Raw genomic sequence first — 14,246 nt, forward strand, 5'->3', positions numbered from 1 at the left:
TGCAATGGGGTTTGGCCTGCTTGCGGTCATTGGGGCGGCGGTCCTGATGGCCCTTCAATCTGTTATGGAAGACGTACCCGAGCCGGGCGAAGAGGTGATCGAAGACGGCGACAGTATCGCGGGCAGCGATTACGACGATGTTATCAACGGTGATGCATCGGCGCAGATGATCATGCCGCATTCCGGCGACGATCTGGTGAATGCGGGCGGCGGCGATGATTTTGTCTCTGATTTCCCTTGGGACCAAGACAGCGTCAGCACACCCGCCGGTCTGGTGAACCCCGATTGGGATGATGACACGATCAATGGCGAGAGTGGCAACGACCGTATTCTGGCAACCGGCGGGGCCAATCTGGTCGACGGCGGGGCGGGCAATGACACGGTCAGCACCGTGGACCTTCATCCGGATGCGCCCTTTGCACCCGACAGGGTGTCGGGCGGCGGTGGCGCGGATTGGTTGATCGGTGACGACGGCGACACACTGAGCGGCAATGGTGCGACCGATTTCTTTACCGCTATCGTGGATGAGCCACAGGATGAGGTGGTCACGATCACAGATTTTGACCGGGGCGAGACGCTGGAGATTCTCCTCTATGATCCCAGCCTGTTGAACCCGGACGGCAGCGCGCCAGAGGCAGATTTGCGCGACACACAAGATGGTGTTGTGGTGTCTGTGGCAGGTCAGGACGCTGTGATCTTTGCGAATTCTCTGGCGCGGGATATGAATGGCACAATCCGTGTGCTGGACGGTTTGTCGCTGTGACCTCCTTTGGCGCGGCCCTTGGGGCGGAGTTTCCCTGATGCGCCGCGATCTGCGGCGATCAGTCGGTTAGGAGCGAGCGAACCCAGTTGTCGATCGGGACCACCAGTGCTTCCTCCTCAACCACGGCTGCGATGACGGCGACCAGTTTGCGGGTCGCACCGTCACCAGACAGAACCGGCCCGCCGGATTGCCCGCTTTCCACCCGACAGCGGATCCGCCAGAGGCCGGAGTTTTCGTCGCCGTAACAAAAGTCGGTCTCCAATTGGCGGTGTGGTGCGGAGCGTTGGTAGCCCACCAGCGTCAGTGGTCCGGGCAAACCGCCCCGGTCCAAGGGCATCGGCGCTGGTTTCAGGCGGTTTGAAAGCCGAACCACTGCGATATCATGGCGCAGGTTGAACCGACCGTCTTCATAGGCCTTCGGATGTACCTCGACAGAGGCGATCCGCGCGCTGCCCTTGTGGGTGGCGCCGTCCCATGCGGCAACAAAAATCATATTCTCCAACCGCTTGAGATAGCCATCCTCCGGGGTCGTCACGCAGTGCGCAGCGGTCAGCGCCGTGTCTGGCGCGATCAGCGTGGCGGTGCACATCTCACGCTGGCGATAGCCTGCAATGTTCAGCCGACCGACCGCATCATCGGCGTGGGCGGGCAGGGCGATCAAAGTCAAAAGCAACCAGCGCAACATGCTGCCCACGATAGTCCACATGCGCGCCCGGTACAGATGTCATCACGACGCGCGGCGTCTGCCTTGCATCCGGCGCGAGGGACGCATAGGTATCGCCCACTTTCGCGGGGGATGCCCCGCTGTTTTGACCGATCCAGCAAGGAGCATCCCATGGACCAGCAAACCATGTCATCTTTTGTGATGATGGCCCTGATTTTCGCCATCATGTACTTTCTTCTCATTCGTCCGCAGCAGAAGAAGATGAAACAGCACAAGGCGATGATCGAAGCGATCCGCCGCAACGACATCATCGTCACGCAAGGCGGGATCATCGGCAAGGTGATGAAGGTCAAGGACGAGAACGAAGTCGAAGTGGAAATCGCCGAAGGTGTGAAAGTGCGTTTAATGCGCTCTACCATCGCGACGGTGAAATCCAAGACCGAACCCGCCGAGGCCTGATAAATCATGTTGCAGATCGACGCCTGGAAGCGCTGGCTGATCTGGCTCACCGTCGTGGTGGGCCTGCTCTTGGCCATGCCGAACCTGTTCTATTCCCGAGTTGAGACCCACAACGATGCGGTCAAGGCCATCGAGGGCGGCGCGGACACCACCGCCAATCGCGAGGCCGAGGCGCTTTGGCCCGGGTTCCTTCCATCGGGGCTGGTGAACCTCGGGCTCGATCTGCGCGGCGGTGCGCATCTTCTGGCAGAAGTGCGCATGGAAGACGTCTACAAAAGCCGGATGGAAGCGCTTTGGCCCGAAGTTCTGCGCGTGCTGCGCGCCGAACGTGACGAAATCGGCACCATCCGTTGGAATTCCGCTGCGGTGGACCAGGGCGAATTGCGCGTGCGGCTGGTGTCGCAGCCCGACGCCATGGAACGCGCCATCGAACTGGTGAACGCGTTGCGCCAGCCGGTTGTTTCATTGACCGGGCAGGGCAGCCATGACTTCGAGGCGCGCGGCGACGGCGACGAATTGGTCATCACCCTGACGGAGGCCGAAAAACAGGCCACGGATGACCGCACCATGCAGCAGTCGCTGGAAATCATCCGTCGCCGTATTGACGAGGTGGGGACCCGCGAGCCGACGATCCAACGTCAAGGCGCGGATCGCATCCTGATCCAGGTGCCGGGTATCGGCTCCGCAGCCGAGCTCAAGGACATCATCGGCACAACCGCGCAGCTGACATTTCAGCCTGTGGTGGGCCGGGCGAGCAACGCCAACGACGCTCCTGGAGCGGGAAATGAAATTCTGCCCTCGCTGGACCAGGAGGGTGTGTTTTACATCCTTGAACAATCTCCAGTCGTGACCGGCGAAGAGCTGACCAACGCGCAGCCGACCTTTGACCAGAACGGTCGCCCGTCGGTGAGTTTTCAGTTCAATGGCTCTGGCGGACGCAAGTTTGGCGAATATACGGCTGCCAACATCGGCTCTCCTTTCGCCATCGTGCTGGACGATGAGGTCATCAGCGCCCCTGTGATCCAAAGCCACATCGGCGGCGGTGCGGGTATCATCACCGGTGATTTCACCATCGAGGAATCGACCAACCTTGCGGTTCTGTTGCGCGCAGGCGCATTGCCCGCGGGTCTGGATTTCCTCGAAGAGCGGACAATCGGCCCGGAACTGGGCCAGGACAGCATCGACGCGGGCAAGATGGCGACAATTGTCGCATTCGCGGCTGTGCTGATCTTCATGCTGGCGAGCTATGGCTTGTTTGGCGTGTTTGCCAACATTGCGTTGATTTTGAACGTCGCGATGATGTTTGGCCTGTTGTCGATGATCGGGGCGACACTGACGCTGCCGGGTATTGCAGGTATCGTGCTGACGGTCGGCATGGCGGTGGACGCCAACGTGCTGATTTTCGAGCGTATCCGCGAAGAGCTGAAGACTGCCAAAGGTCCGGCCCGCGCCATTGAGCTTGGCTATGAAAAAGCCCTGTCGGCTATTGTCGACGCTAACATCACCACGTTCATCACGGCGGTGATCCTGTACGTTATGGGGTCAGGTCCTGTGCGCGGCTTTGCGGTCACGCTGGGATTTGGCATCATCACATCGGTGTTCACGGCGATCTTTGTCACGCGTCTGTTGATCGTGGTCTGGTTCGAACGCCGCCGCCCCAAGACGATTGAGGTCTGATATGCGCTTGCGACTGGTAAAAGACGATCTGAATCTGGACTATTTCAAGCGGGCCACCATTTGGCTGGGTATTTCTGGGGTGCTCGTCGTGATCGCTTTGATCAGCTTCTTTATGCAGGGGCTGAACTATGGCATCGATTTTCGCGGCGGGACAACGATCCGAACTGAAACCTCGACACCGGTGGATGTGGGCGAATACCGAAGCGCATTGGACGCGCTTGGGATGGGCGATGTCGTGATTTCCGAGGTCTTCGACCCCAGTTTCCGCGATGACCAGAACGTTGCCATGGTGCGCATCGGTGCGCAGGACGGCGAAGAAGCGGTGAGCACCGAGGTCATCGAAAGCGCGGAGGCTGCATTGGCCGAAGTCGCGCCAGACATTCGGTTTGTTTCCGTGGAATCAGTCGGACCCAAGGTTTCCGGCGAGTTGATCCAGACCGCATCACTTGCCGTGGCGCTCGCCATTGGCGCGGTGCTCATCTACATCTGGTTGAGGTTCGAATGGCAGTTCGCGGTGGGGGCGGTCGTCGCCCTTGTGCACGATGTGGCGCTGACCATCGGGATCTTTTCCGAGTTGCAGATCAAGTTCGACCTCGCCATCATCGCAGCGCTTTTGACCATCGTCGGCTATTCGTTGAACGATACCGTGGTGGTGTTCGACCGTGTGCGCGAGAACCTGATCAAGTATAAATCCAAGGACCTCAAAGAGGTTCTCAACATGTCCATCAACGAGACTATGAGCCGGACAATCATGACCTCTCTGACCACACTTATCGCGCTGATTGCGCTGTTTGTGCTGGGCGGCGACGTGATCCGTGGGTTTGTCTTTGCGATGATCTGGGGCGTGTTTGTCGGCACCTATTCGTCGATCTTCGTGGCTTCGACCTTTCTAGTGAAGCTCGGGGTCAAGCGCGACTGGACCAAGCCCGATGAGCCTGGTCCTGCGGGCACCCAGTTCGGCGACGTGGACGCGTAAAAGGAGGCACCAGATGCGCCTGAACGAGATCGTCTTTACCGATGCGCGGCCCGTGGATGGCTACGGGCCGGGCTTTTTCCGCGTGGCGGGAGAGGTCCATGACGGCGCCCTGCTGCTTTGGGACAAAGGCAAAGCCGTCTGGGGCGGTATGGAGGACACTGACAGCCTGTTGGGCTTTGTCGGTGAGGTCGATGTGCTGTTCGTGGGCACAGGTGCGGAGATTGCGCATTTGCCCACCGAACTGCGCCATCAGCTCGAAGAGGCGGGGCTGGGGGTTGAAGTGATGAACTCTCCCGCTGCCTGCCGCACCTATAATGTACTGATTTCCGAAGGTCGGCGCGTGGCGCTGGCCGCACTGCCGGTGTGATCGGGCGCGCTCGGGTATGCTGACAGCACAGGATCTGACCGTATCGCGCGGTGGCATCCCGGTGCTGGAAAGCCTCAATTTTACATTGAAAGATGGTGCGGCTTTGGTGCTGCGCGGCCCCAACGGTGCAGGTAAGACAACGCTCTTGCGCACGGTGGCGGGGTTGCAGCCACCGATGCAAGGTACGCTAGAGGGCGCCGGCGAACGGATAGCGTATGCGGCCCATGCCGACGGGCTGAAAACCATGCTGACCGTCACGGAGAACCTGAGCTTTTGGGCGTCGGTTTTTGGAACAAGTGGGATCGAGGATGCTGTGCAAGCTTTCGATCTGTCCGCATTGCGCGACCGGCTTGCCGGATCTCTGAGTGCGGGTCAGAAACGGCGGCTGGGGCTGGCAAGATTGATGGTCACAGGGCGACCCGTTTGGGTGCTGGATGAACCGACAGTCTCGTTGGACGCCGTTTCGGTGGGCCTGTTCGCCGACGCCGTGCGCGCGCATTTGTCGGGTGGTGGCTCCGCGCTGATGGCCACACATATAGATCTGGGGCTGGAGGCAGGTGTCCTTGACGTTGGTCCGTTCAAAGCCCGTCCTCGCGCCGCTTTGGAAGACGAGGCGTTTCTATGATTGCCCTGCTGCTCCGCGATTTGCGTTTGGCCGTGCGTGCGGGCGGAGGCTTTGGCCTTGGGCTGGTGTTCTTTCTGATCGTAACGGTGCTCGTGCCCTTTGGCGTTGGTCCGCAAACCGACCTGCTGTCGCGGATTGCGCCGGGGGTGCTGTGGATCGGCGCGCTTCTGGCTTGCCTGCTGTCGCTGGACCGGATCCTGGCCTTGGATTGGGAAGATGGCTCGCTTGACCTGCTGGCCACCGCGCCATTGCCCATGGAGGGCGTCGTCAGCGTCAAGGCCTTGGCGCATTGGATAACCACGGGACTGCCGCTGGTTTTTATCGCCCCGATGCTGGGCGTGCTGCTGAGCCTGCCGTTGGAGGGCTACGTTTGGGTGCTGGTCAGCTTGCTGCTCGGCACGCCTGCGCTGTCGGTGATCGGCACTTTCGGCGCGGCGCTGACAGTGGGCTTGAAACGCGGCGGACTGTTGATGAGCCTTCTGGTTCTGCCGCTCTACGTGCCTACGCTGATCTTTGGTGCAGAGGTGGCGCGGCGCGGCGCCGACGGGCTGGCTGTGGCGACACCTTTGGCAATGTTGGCTGGCATCAGTTTTGGTGTGATTGCGCTTCTGCCCTTTGCCAGCGCGGCGGTGCTGCGTATCAATCTGCGATAGGCTATGTCGGCGTAAACCCCGACCTGAAGGCAGGCTGCGCGGTGCGGCGAACATATTGCGTCTCACCGATATTTGAGGTGTATGGGGCAGGGGAAGAGGGTAGGAAAAACCATGGCGTCGATCTGGGAATATGCCAATCCGGTAAAGTTTGTCCGCACGGCCGACAGGATTTTGCCTTGGCTGTCTGGCCTGTCTCTGACCGCTTTGGTGGTGGGGCTGGTCTGGGGTTTTTTCTTTACGCCGGACGATTATCGTCAGGGCGCGACGGTCAAGATCATCTACCTGCACGTTCCGGCCGCGCTTATGGCGATCAACGCCTGGCTGATGATGTTGGTGACCTCCCTGATCTGGATAGTCCGGCGGCACCATGTATCGGCTCTGGCGGCGCGCGCAGCGGCCCCGGTGGGCGCCCTGTTCACCGTGATTGCGCTGGTGACTGGCGCGATCTGGGGGCAGCCGATGTGGGGGACATGGTGGGCGTGGGACCCTCGGTTGACCTCGTTTCTGATCCTGTTCCTGTTCTACCTCGGCTACATGGCGCTTTGGGGCGCGATCGAAAACGATGACACCGCCGCTGACCTGACCTCGATCCTGTGTCTCGTGGGATCGGTGTTTGCGATACTGTCGCGTTATGCGGTCAACTTCTGGAACCAGGGGCTGCATCAAGGCGCATCAGTGATGCGGGCGGGGGCGCTGGCCGGTGACACGGCGGAGCGCGTGTCGAACGTATATGCGGTGCCGCTTTTCATCTGCATGGCGGGATTTGCCTTGCTGTTCCTTGCGCTGGTGCTGTTGCGGACACAGACCGAAATTCGCGCCCGCCGCATGCGGGCACTGTTGATGAGGGAGCGGATGGCATGATGCCGGAGCTTGGGAAATATGCGACGGAGGTGCTGTCCTCCTATGTTGTGTCTTCGGTGCTGATCGGCGTGCTGGTTGCCATGTCCGTTGTTCGTGCGCGTCGGGTCAAGCGTGAGCTGGCCGATGTGGAGGGCCGCCGCAATGGCTAAGGTGTCACCGCTGATGATCTTGCCGCCGGTGATTTTTGCGGCGTTCGGTCTGGTGGCATACATGGGATTGGGCCGGGAAGGCGCTAACGATCTCGAAAGCATGTTCGAGGGCAAGCCTGCGCCGTCGATGACCGATGTCCCGCTAGAGGGCTATCCAGCCATCACGCCAGAGCTGTTGGCGTCAGGCGAGGTGACGTTGGTGAACTTCTGGGCATCGTGGTGCCCGCCGTGCCGTGCCGAACATCCGCGCTTGCTGGAGATGGCGGAAGACGGCATTCCCATCCTTGGGGTGAACCTCAAGGATCAGACGGGCAATGCGACGTCCTATCTGGCGAAAGACGGTAATCCGTTTCAGGCAGTGGCGTTTGATCCCGCAGGGCGCACGGCGATTGAATGGGGCGTGACCGGCCCGCCAGAGACTTTCATCCTGGATGGCGAGGGCATGGTCCTGTTCAAGTTTGTTGGGCCGTTGGTCGGGTCGGACTATGAGCAGAGATTTTTGCCTGAGTTGCAAAAGGCGCTGGCAGGCGAGTGACATCAGCTTGATGAGGATAGACTAAAGGGCGCCCTTGGCGCCCTTCTTGGTTCCAGTTGCGCTGTCTTTATAACTCGCAAACGGCTTCGGTCTGGCTGCCGGAGCAGTGGTGGCTCGCATTCTGAGCGGTGCTCGCATAGGCGCCAAAAACTGCGAGCATCAGGAGTGCGCCCGCCTGGATCAAGGTAATGAGTTTCATGTGTCTGCCTCTGATTCTGCCGAAGGGCCTTTGCGGCCTCTGTGCATTTGATTTGGGGCTAAGGGGTGGCATTTGGAAGTCGCTATTTTTGCAATGTGGTGGTCTATAAATTGAGTTGATCTAAAATTGTGCGGATCGTCGCCTTGGTGATCTGATTCTGGCACTGTGCCGCCGACGCAAGATTAATGAGGTTACCCTAGGGCATCCCGCTATCTTTGCGCAGGTCAGGATAACCAGACCGATTGCCTGATCGGGCAGCGCAACAACTCTCTGCTGGCTGCCGTGATCCAACGTCTTTGGTCCGCACTGAAAAGAGGGGCGAAGGCGCGGACCGTTCCAGCGTCAAAACAGACGCCAAGAAAAAAGCGCCCCGTGAAGGGGCGCTTTCAGTGCAATGTTTCGGCAGGGTTAACCGCCGCTGTGTTTTATTCCGCTGCGACGGGCGCATCCTTGGCAAGATTGCGCAGGACGTAGTGCAGAACGCCACCGTGCTCGATGTATTCCACCTCGATGGCGGTATCGATCCGGCACTTCAGGGTGATCTCCTTGGTGGAGCCATCCGCAAAAGTGATGGTGCAAGGCGTTTCCTGACCTGGCTTCACATCGTCCAGACCTTTGATGTCGATGGTTTCGTCACCTTTCAGGCCCAGCGATTTACGGGTGTCGCCGCCGGTGAATTCGAACGGGATAACGCCCATACCAACTAGGTTGGAGCGGTGGATCCGCTCAAAGCTCTCCGCCACGACCGCTTTGACGCCAAGCAGCGCCGTGCCTTTGGCCGCCCAGTCACGCGAGGAGCCCGCGCCGTACTGTTCACCGCCAAAGATAACCAAGGGAGTGCCTTGGTCCTGATAGGCCATCGCAGCATCGTAGATGGAGGTCTCTTTGCCATCAGGGCCCTTGGTGTAGCCGCCTTCGACGCCGTTCAACATCTCGTTCTTGATGCGGATGTTAGCGAAGGTGCCCCGCATCATGACTTCGTGGTTGCCACGACGAGAGCCGTAGGAGTTGAACTCACGCACCGGCACCTGACGCTCTGTCAGGTACTGACCGGCAGGCGTGCTTTCCTTGAAGGAGCCAGCGGGGGAGATGTGGTCGGTTGTGACCATATCGCCCAGGATCGCCAGAACACGCGCGCCGTCGATGTTGGAGATGGTGCCCGGCTCTTTGCCCATGTCCTGGAAGTAGGGCGGGTTCTGAACGTAGGTCGAAGCAGCTGGCCAGTCGTAGGTTTCGCCGCCGTTGACTTCGACGCCCTGCCATTTTTCGTCGCCCTTGAAGACGTCGGCGTACTTCTCTTGGAAGCTTTCGCGCGTAACGGTTTTTTCGACCAGCGCTGCAATCTCGGCGTTCGAAGGCCAGATGTCTTTCAGGTAGACGTCATTGCCGTCTTTGTCCTGACCTAGCGCATCTTTGGTGATGTCGACGTTCATGTCACCGACCAGCGAATAGGCCACCACCAGCGGCGGGGATGCCAAGTAGTTCGCGCGCACGTCAGGCGAAATACGACCTTCGAAGTTGCGGTTGCCCGAAAGAACCGAGGTCGCAACCAGATCATACTGGTTGATTGCCTTGGAAATAGGGGCGTCGAGCGGACCGGAGTTGCCGATACAGGTCGTGCAGCCATAGCCCACAAGGTTAAAGCCGATGGCGTCGAGGTGCTCCTGCAGGCCAGCGGCCTCAAGATACTCGGACACGACCTGCGATCCCGGTGCGAGCGAGGTTTTCACCCAAGGTTTGCGGTTCAGGCCCAGCTCGTGCGCTTTCTTCGCCACCAAGCCCGCGCCGATCATGACGTAGGGGTTGGAGGTGTTGGTGCACGACGTGATCGAGGCGATCACGATTGAGCCGTCGTGCAGCTGGTAGTTGCCGTCAGCGGTTTCCACATAGCCGCGCTTGTGGCTGCCTTCGTCGCCGGGGATGTCGCGCGGTTCGGGCTGGCCGCCTTCACCTTCCCAGGTGACCTCCTGCGCGGCAGAGGCGTCTTCGCCGCTGCGGACACCTTTGATGTACTCAGCGAAAGCAGGCGCGGCCTTGTCCAGCGCGATGTAATCCTGCGGACGTTTCGGACCGGAGATCGCGGGCACGATGGTGCCCATGTCCAGTTCGAGGGTCGAGGAGTAGATCGGATCGTAGTCCGCGCCGCGCCAGAAACCGTTTTCCTTGGCGTAGGCTTCGACCAGTGCGATGCGGTCCTCTTCACGACCGGACACGTGCATGTAGCGCAGCGTCTCGTCGTCGATCGGGAAGAAACCACAGGTTGCACCGTATTCCGGCGCCATGTTCGCGATGGTGGCCCGCTGTGCCAGCGGCAGGTTGTCGAGGCCGTCGCCGTAGAATTCGACGAACTTGGACACAACGCCGTGCTCGCGCAGCATTTCGACGACCTTGAGGACAAGGTCGGTTCCGGTTGTGCCTTCGACCATTTCGCCGGTCAGTTTGAAGCCGACGACTTCGGGGATCAGCATGGAGATCGGCTGTCCCAGCATGGCGGCTTCGGCTTCGATCCCGCCGACGCCCCAGCCCAGAACGGCTGCGCCGTTGACCATGGTCGTGTGGCTGTCAGTGCCGACAAGCGTGTCAGGGTAGGCAACCATTTCGCCATTCTGGTCGGTGTCGGTCCAGACGGTTTGCGCGAGATATTCCAGGTTCACCTGGTGGCAGATGCCCGTGCCCGGAGGCACAACGCGGAAGTTGTTGAACGCGGTCTGGCCCCACTTGAGGAACTCGTAGCGCTCCATGTTGCGCTCGTATTCACGGTCGACGTTCATCTGGAACGCGCGGGGATTGCCGAATTCGTCGATCATCACGGAGTGGTCGATGACCAGATCCACGGGGTTCAGCGGGTTGATCTTTTGTGCGTCGCCACCGAGCGCTTTGATGCCGTCGCGCATCGCGGCCAGGTCAACCACGGCGGGAACGCCGGTGAAGTCCTGCATCAACACGCGGGCAGGGCGGTAGGCCAGCTCGCGGTCGCCTTTGCCGCCATTGGTTGCCCAGTCAGAGAACGCCTTGATGTCGTCCTGTGTCACTGTTTTACCGTCTTCGAAGCGTAGCATGTTCTCCAGCACAACCTTGAGGGCGGCGGGCAGTTTGGAGAAATCGCCAAGGCCAGCGGCTTCTGCTGCGGGGATCGAGTAATAGGCGACGGTTTGGCCGCCTGCTTCGAGCGTCTTGCGCGTCTTTGCGCTGTCGTTGCCGACTTGAATGGTCATTGGATGCCTCCGATGGTGGACGGATTTAGGTGTCTTGCACCTCTAATGCCGCATGGCAGCGTTCAACTCAAGAGGGCTGCGTCGTTTTGTATGCCGTTGTACACAATTTTTCATATCGTTTCCAAAGCCGGTTTGTCACAGGCTCTCGCAAATGATTGATTGGTTTCATCACATATCAGGAGATAAACAGTTTGAAGACGGGGCAAGAGCGGGATGCGATGCGATGAACAGAGTTCTGACACTGGGGGCCGCTGTCTGGATGGGGCTGGCCGGATTACCGGCAGGCATCGCCCATGCCGAAGACGACAACCCTGTGGTGGTTGAATTGTTCACCTCGCAAGGCTGTTCAAGCTGCCCGCCAGCGGATGCGCTGCTCGAAGAAATCGGCACCCGCGATGACGTGATCGCCTTGGCGCTTCACGTTGATTACTGGGATTATATCGGCTGGAAAGACCGGTTCGCATCGCCGAAGTTCACCAAGCGCCAAAGGGGCTATGCCCGGGCCGGTGGGTGGAAAATGATCTACACACCGCAGATTGTTGTGAACGGGATGGAAGACGTGGTCGGGTCACGTCCGGGGGCCGTTTCGGCATTGATTGCAGCACACGAGGATGCCGCGCCCAAGGCGCATGTCACCTTGGAACGCATTGGGGACATGGTGCGTATTCGGGCCGTCAGTGACGGACAGGTTCGCCCTTGCGACGTGCATGTCGTGCGGTACGATCCGGCCGAAGAGGTCATGATAGGCCGCGGCGAGAATGCCGGAAAAACAGTCAATTATACACATATTGTGCGTGATTGGGATGTGGCCGCGCGGTGGGACGGCACGGGAACCTTCGAAGCCGAAGTTCCGGTGCCCGGTGATATGCCCGTCGTCGTGCTGCTTCAATCCCCGCGGCATGGGCCAATCATCGCGGCTGCGCGCCTGCGTTAAGGTTGCTTCATTGCCTTGGCGCGACGCTTTGCCATGCGCTTTGGCTTCCAGCGTCGATGCGTCCACATCCATTGGCCGGGGTCCGCTTCGATACGCGCCTCTAGCCGCTTTGTGACCTCTGTCATCATTGTGACGGGATCGGTATGTGGCACGGGGTCCTCTATCACTGCGTCAAAGCCATAGCGGTCCTCGCGCCGAATGCCGAAATAAGGGATTAGCAGCGCTCCGGTTTTGAGTGCAATGTCTGCGGGCGAGGTCGCCGTCGGTGCCGGTTGGCCCAGAAAGTCGATCATCGCGCCCGAGGATTCAAACACATCGAAGGCCATGGCAGCCATCCCACCTTCGCGTACATGTTTGATAAGCCCCATCGTTCCGCGTCGCCCCTGCTCAAAGACGGGCTCACCAACGTCTCGATAGTTGCGGATGTAACGCGCGTTCATCGGCGCGTTGGACATGGGACGCAGCAGGCCGGCAACCGTGTAGCCGCGCGCAACCAACGCGGCGCGTGCGCAAATCGGGCTGCCGTAATGACCGGTGATCAACAAGACGGGGCGTCGGTTTTCACGCGCCTCTTTTAGAATGGGCACACCGGGGCCGCTGAGCGGATAGTCCGCTCCGCGCTGCAGCATCTCCTCCGGATCGTAATTTTCGATCAAGGCGCGGGCGAGATTGTCGATTGATTTGCTGGCGATGGCCTTTTTGCGTTCCTCGGTCAGCTCAGGCCAAACGAAGTTGAGGTTCTCATCGACTCGATCATACCAGCCCAATGCGTGCGCCGCCACATGGCGCACCAACCATCCCGTCAGAGAAAGCCTTTGGCGGACGGGCAGCAGGCCGGTTGCACCGATGTATGCGTTAAGCGCCGCATTGGCAAAACGCTCCTTGTTGGAAGGGGAAGATGATTGATCTGCCAAGGCGTTGGTCCGCTTGTGTGGTCGGGCCGGTTCTACGCGCGCAGAAAAGGGGCGGCAAGGGGCACAGGAGCGCCCCCGCGCGGTTTACTCATCTGAGTCGGGGTCGAGCAGTTCGATTTCACCCACGCCCACGAGTTCGCGAATGGCTGAGACGACAGCGTTCATCGCTTTTTCGCCGACTTTGGGTTTGACCGTACCTTTCCCCGAGGCTTCTTCGCGGATGCTCTCGGCCAGGCGCTTGGACATGTTGCCGAGCAGGAAGTCGGCTGTCGCCTGATCCTCAGGGGTTTCCGCTGCGGCGATTGCCGTGGCCAGGACATCCGGCGGCACGTCGCGTGATATCTTTGGAACATCGATCGCATTTAGGCGCTCGGGGATGTTTGCGAAGGTAAAGATCGCTTTTCGCACGGCGGAGGCGAACTCCTCATCTTCTTGTTCAAGTTGTTGAAGCAATTCGTCGCGTATCGCAGCGTTGGAATAGTTGAGAATCGCGCCAAGCCGTTCATCGGGCCGTTTGACGAAAGCCTTTTCAGGCTCCTGGTCGATCTGCGCCGCAAGGCTCAAGCCGATGCGATCCACTGCATCGGGTGTGACACCTGTGGTCATGGACACAGCGTAAGAGATCCGCCGCGCCTTGTCGCCGGGCAGCTTGCCCAGGACCAAGGCAGCCTTGCCCACGTCGATTTTGGACATCATGACGGCAGCAACCTCTGTGCTTTCGGACAACACAAGCTGCTCCAGCCGCTCCGGCGGCAGGGCGTTGATACGGTCCCACGGATCGCCTGTCTGGCGAACCCCGGCTTCCTTGCGCAGCCGCGATGCCGTTCTTGGATTGATGCGCCCATCCAGCGCCGTCAAGGCGCCAGCCATATCACCGGGGAAAGAAAGCCCAACTGATTCCAGCTCATCGGCAAACTCATTTATCACCTGATTGAGCGTTTCTCGGTCGATGTAGCGCATATTGCCCAGCAGAAGGGTAAGCTCCTCCTGCAACTCGTCGGGCAGAGCGGCGAGCGGAACATCGGAGTCCTCGTTCAGGAGGAACTGTACGATGATGGCGGCCTTCGCCTTGCGCGAAAGCGGGAGTTTTCCGGCCGTGAATGGACCGGGAAGGGCGGCGAGAGCCATGTTCGACATGAAGTGGTCTCCGGACATCTGATGCTGCCCTTGGTAGACGGACAAGGTTGCCCGGCTCTTAAAGAAGACAGGGGGGAGGCCACCTAAATTTGCCTAGAATGCGAGGTATTTGCGACGC

General features: G+C 59.9%; 16 protein-coding genes. 11 read left to right on the forward strand and 5 right to left on the reverse strand.

Annotated elements, in window-relative coordinates:
• Positions 1–4 precede the first annotated feature (4 nt).
• The gene (locus tag J4E08_RS11265; RefSeq protein WP_349538578.1) at positions 5–763 is read left to right on the forward strand and encodes a calcium-binding protein; all 759 of its coding nucleotides are present in this window, start codon (positions 5–7) and stop codon (positions 761–763) included.
• Positions 764–821: 58 nt separating this feature from the next.
• Here J4E08_RS11265 and J4E08_RS11270 read toward each other — a convergent pair whose 3' ends face one another.
• On the reverse strand, positions 822–1,469 hold the full coding sequence (locus J4E08_RS11270; RefSeq protein WP_349538579.1) for a trypsin-like serine peptidase: 648 nt from the start codon (positions 1,467–1,469) through the stop codon (positions 822–824).
• Between the two features lie 129 nt (positions 1,470–1,598).
• Here J4E08_RS11270 and yajC point away from each other — a divergent pair, with 129 nt between their 5' ends.
• The 9 genes from yajC to J4E08_RS11315 all read left to right on the forward strand — a co-directional run bounded on the left by yajC (position 1,599) and on the right by J4E08_RS11315 (position 7,729).
• Positions 1,599–1,886, forward strand: a complete 288-nt coding sequence (yajC, locus tag J4E08_RS11275; RefSeq protein WP_183967224.1) for a preprotein translocase subunit YajC — start codon at positions 1,599–1,601, stop codon at positions 1,884–1,886.
• 6 nt (positions 1,887–1,892) lie between these two features.
• Positions 1,893–3,563, forward strand: coding sequence for a protein translocase subunit SecD (gene secD, locus J4E08_RS11280; protein ID WP_183967225.1), 1,671 nt, complete (start codon positions 1,893–1,895; stop codon positions 3,561–3,563).
• 1 nt (position 3,564) lies between these two features.
• Positions 3,565–4,539 carry a protein translocase subunit SecF gene (secF, locus tag J4E08_RS11285; protein WP_183967226.1) on the forward strand — a complete coding sequence of 325 codons (975 nt, stop codon included), beginning with the start codon at positions 3,565–3,567 and terminating at the stop codon, positions 4,537–4,539.
• Between the two features lie 13 nt (positions 4,540–4,552).
• Positions 4,553–4,906, forward strand: a complete 354-nt coding sequence (locus J4E08_RS11290; protein ID WP_349538580.1) for an Mth938-like domain-containing protein — start codon at positions 4,553–4,555, stop codon at positions 4,904–4,906.
• 16 nt (positions 4,907–4,922) lie between these two features.
• Positions 4,923–5,531, forward strand: a complete 609-nt coding sequence (gene ccmA, locus J4E08_RS11295; RefSeq protein ID WP_349538581.1) for a heme ABC exporter ATP-binding protein CcmA — start codon at positions 4,923–4,925, stop codon at positions 5,529–5,531.
• On the forward strand, positions 5,528–6,184 hold the full coding sequence (gene ccmB, locus J4E08_RS11300; protein WP_349538582.1) for a heme exporter protein CcmB: 657 nt from the start codon (positions 5,528–5,530) through the stop codon (positions 6,182–6,184). The genes ccmA and ccmB overlap by 4 nt, the downstream gene beginning before the upstream one ends.
• Before the next feature lie 111 nt (positions 6,185–6,295).
• Positions 6,296–7,045 (forward strand): heme ABC transporter permease, encoded by a 750-nt coding sequence (locus J4E08_RS11305; protein ID WP_349538583.1) that lies wholly within the window; start codon positions 6,296–6,298, stop codon positions 7,043–7,045.
• Positions 7,042–7,194, forward strand: coding sequence for a heme exporter protein CcmD (gene ccmD / locus J4E08_RS11310; protein ID WP_349538584.1), 153 nt, complete (start codon positions 7,042–7,044; stop codon positions 7,192–7,194). Before J4E08_RS11305 ends, ccmD begins: the two co-directional genes overlap by 4 nt.
• On the forward strand, positions 7,187–7,729 hold the full coding sequence (locus J4E08_RS11315) for a DsbE family thiol:disulfide interchange protein (RefSeq protein WP_183967235.1): 543 nt from the start codon (positions 7,187–7,189) through the stop codon (positions 7,727–7,729). The genes ccmD and J4E08_RS11315 overlap by 8 nt, the downstream gene beginning before the upstream one ends.
• A gap of 67 nt (positions 7,730–7,796) precedes the next feature.
• On the opposite strand, the gene J4E08_RS11320 is transcribed toward J4E08_RS11315, so the two are convergent.
• Both J4E08_RS11320 and acnA read right to left on the reverse strand, forming a co-directional pair.
• The gene (locus J4E08_RS11320) at positions 7,797–7,928 is read right to left on the reverse strand and encodes a hypothetical protein (protein ID WP_281374839.1); all 132 of its coding nucleotides are present in this window, start codon (positions 7,926–7,928) and stop codon (positions 7,797–7,799) included.
• 425 nt (positions 7,929–8,353) lie between these two features.
• Positions 8,354–11,143, reverse strand: coding sequence for an aconitate hydratase AcnA (acnA, locus tag J4E08_RS11325; protein ID WP_349538585.1), 2,790 nt, complete (start codon positions 11,141–11,143; stop codon positions 8,354–8,356).
• 223 nt (positions 11,144–11,366) lie between these two features.
• Between acnA and J4E08_RS11330 the strand changes: the two genes are divergently transcribed.
• Entirely contained in the window at positions 11,367–12,077 is a 711-nt protein-coding gene (locus tag J4E08_RS11330) for a DUF1223 domain-containing protein (RefSeq protein WP_349538586.1), read from the forward strand.
• On the opposite strand, the gene J4E08_RS11335 is transcribed toward J4E08_RS11330, so the two are convergent.
• Positions 12,074–12,991 carry a lysophospholipid acyltransferase family protein gene (locus J4E08_RS11335; RefSeq protein ID WP_349538587.1) on the reverse strand — a complete coding sequence of 306 codons (918 nt, stop codon included), beginning with the start codon at positions 12,989–12,991 and terminating at the stop codon, positions 12,074–12,076. The genes J4E08_RS11330 and J4E08_RS11335 overlap by 4 nt on opposite strands.
• 84 nt (positions 12,992–13,075) lie before the next feature.
• Positions 13,076–14,146: a flagellar motor switch protein FliG gene (locus J4E08_RS11340; protein WP_502949265.1), complete on the reverse strand. Its 1,071-nt coding sequence runs from the start codon at positions 14,144–14,146 to the stop codon at positions 13,076–13,078.
• Positions 14,147–14,246: the final 100 nt, after the last annotated feature.

This window comes from Sagittula sp. NFXS13 (assembly GCF_040148795.1).
In the GTDB taxonomy this organism is placed as follows: domain Bacteria; phylum Pseudomonadota; class Alphaproteobacteria; order Rhodobacterales; family Rhodobacteraceae; genus Sagittula; species Sagittula marina.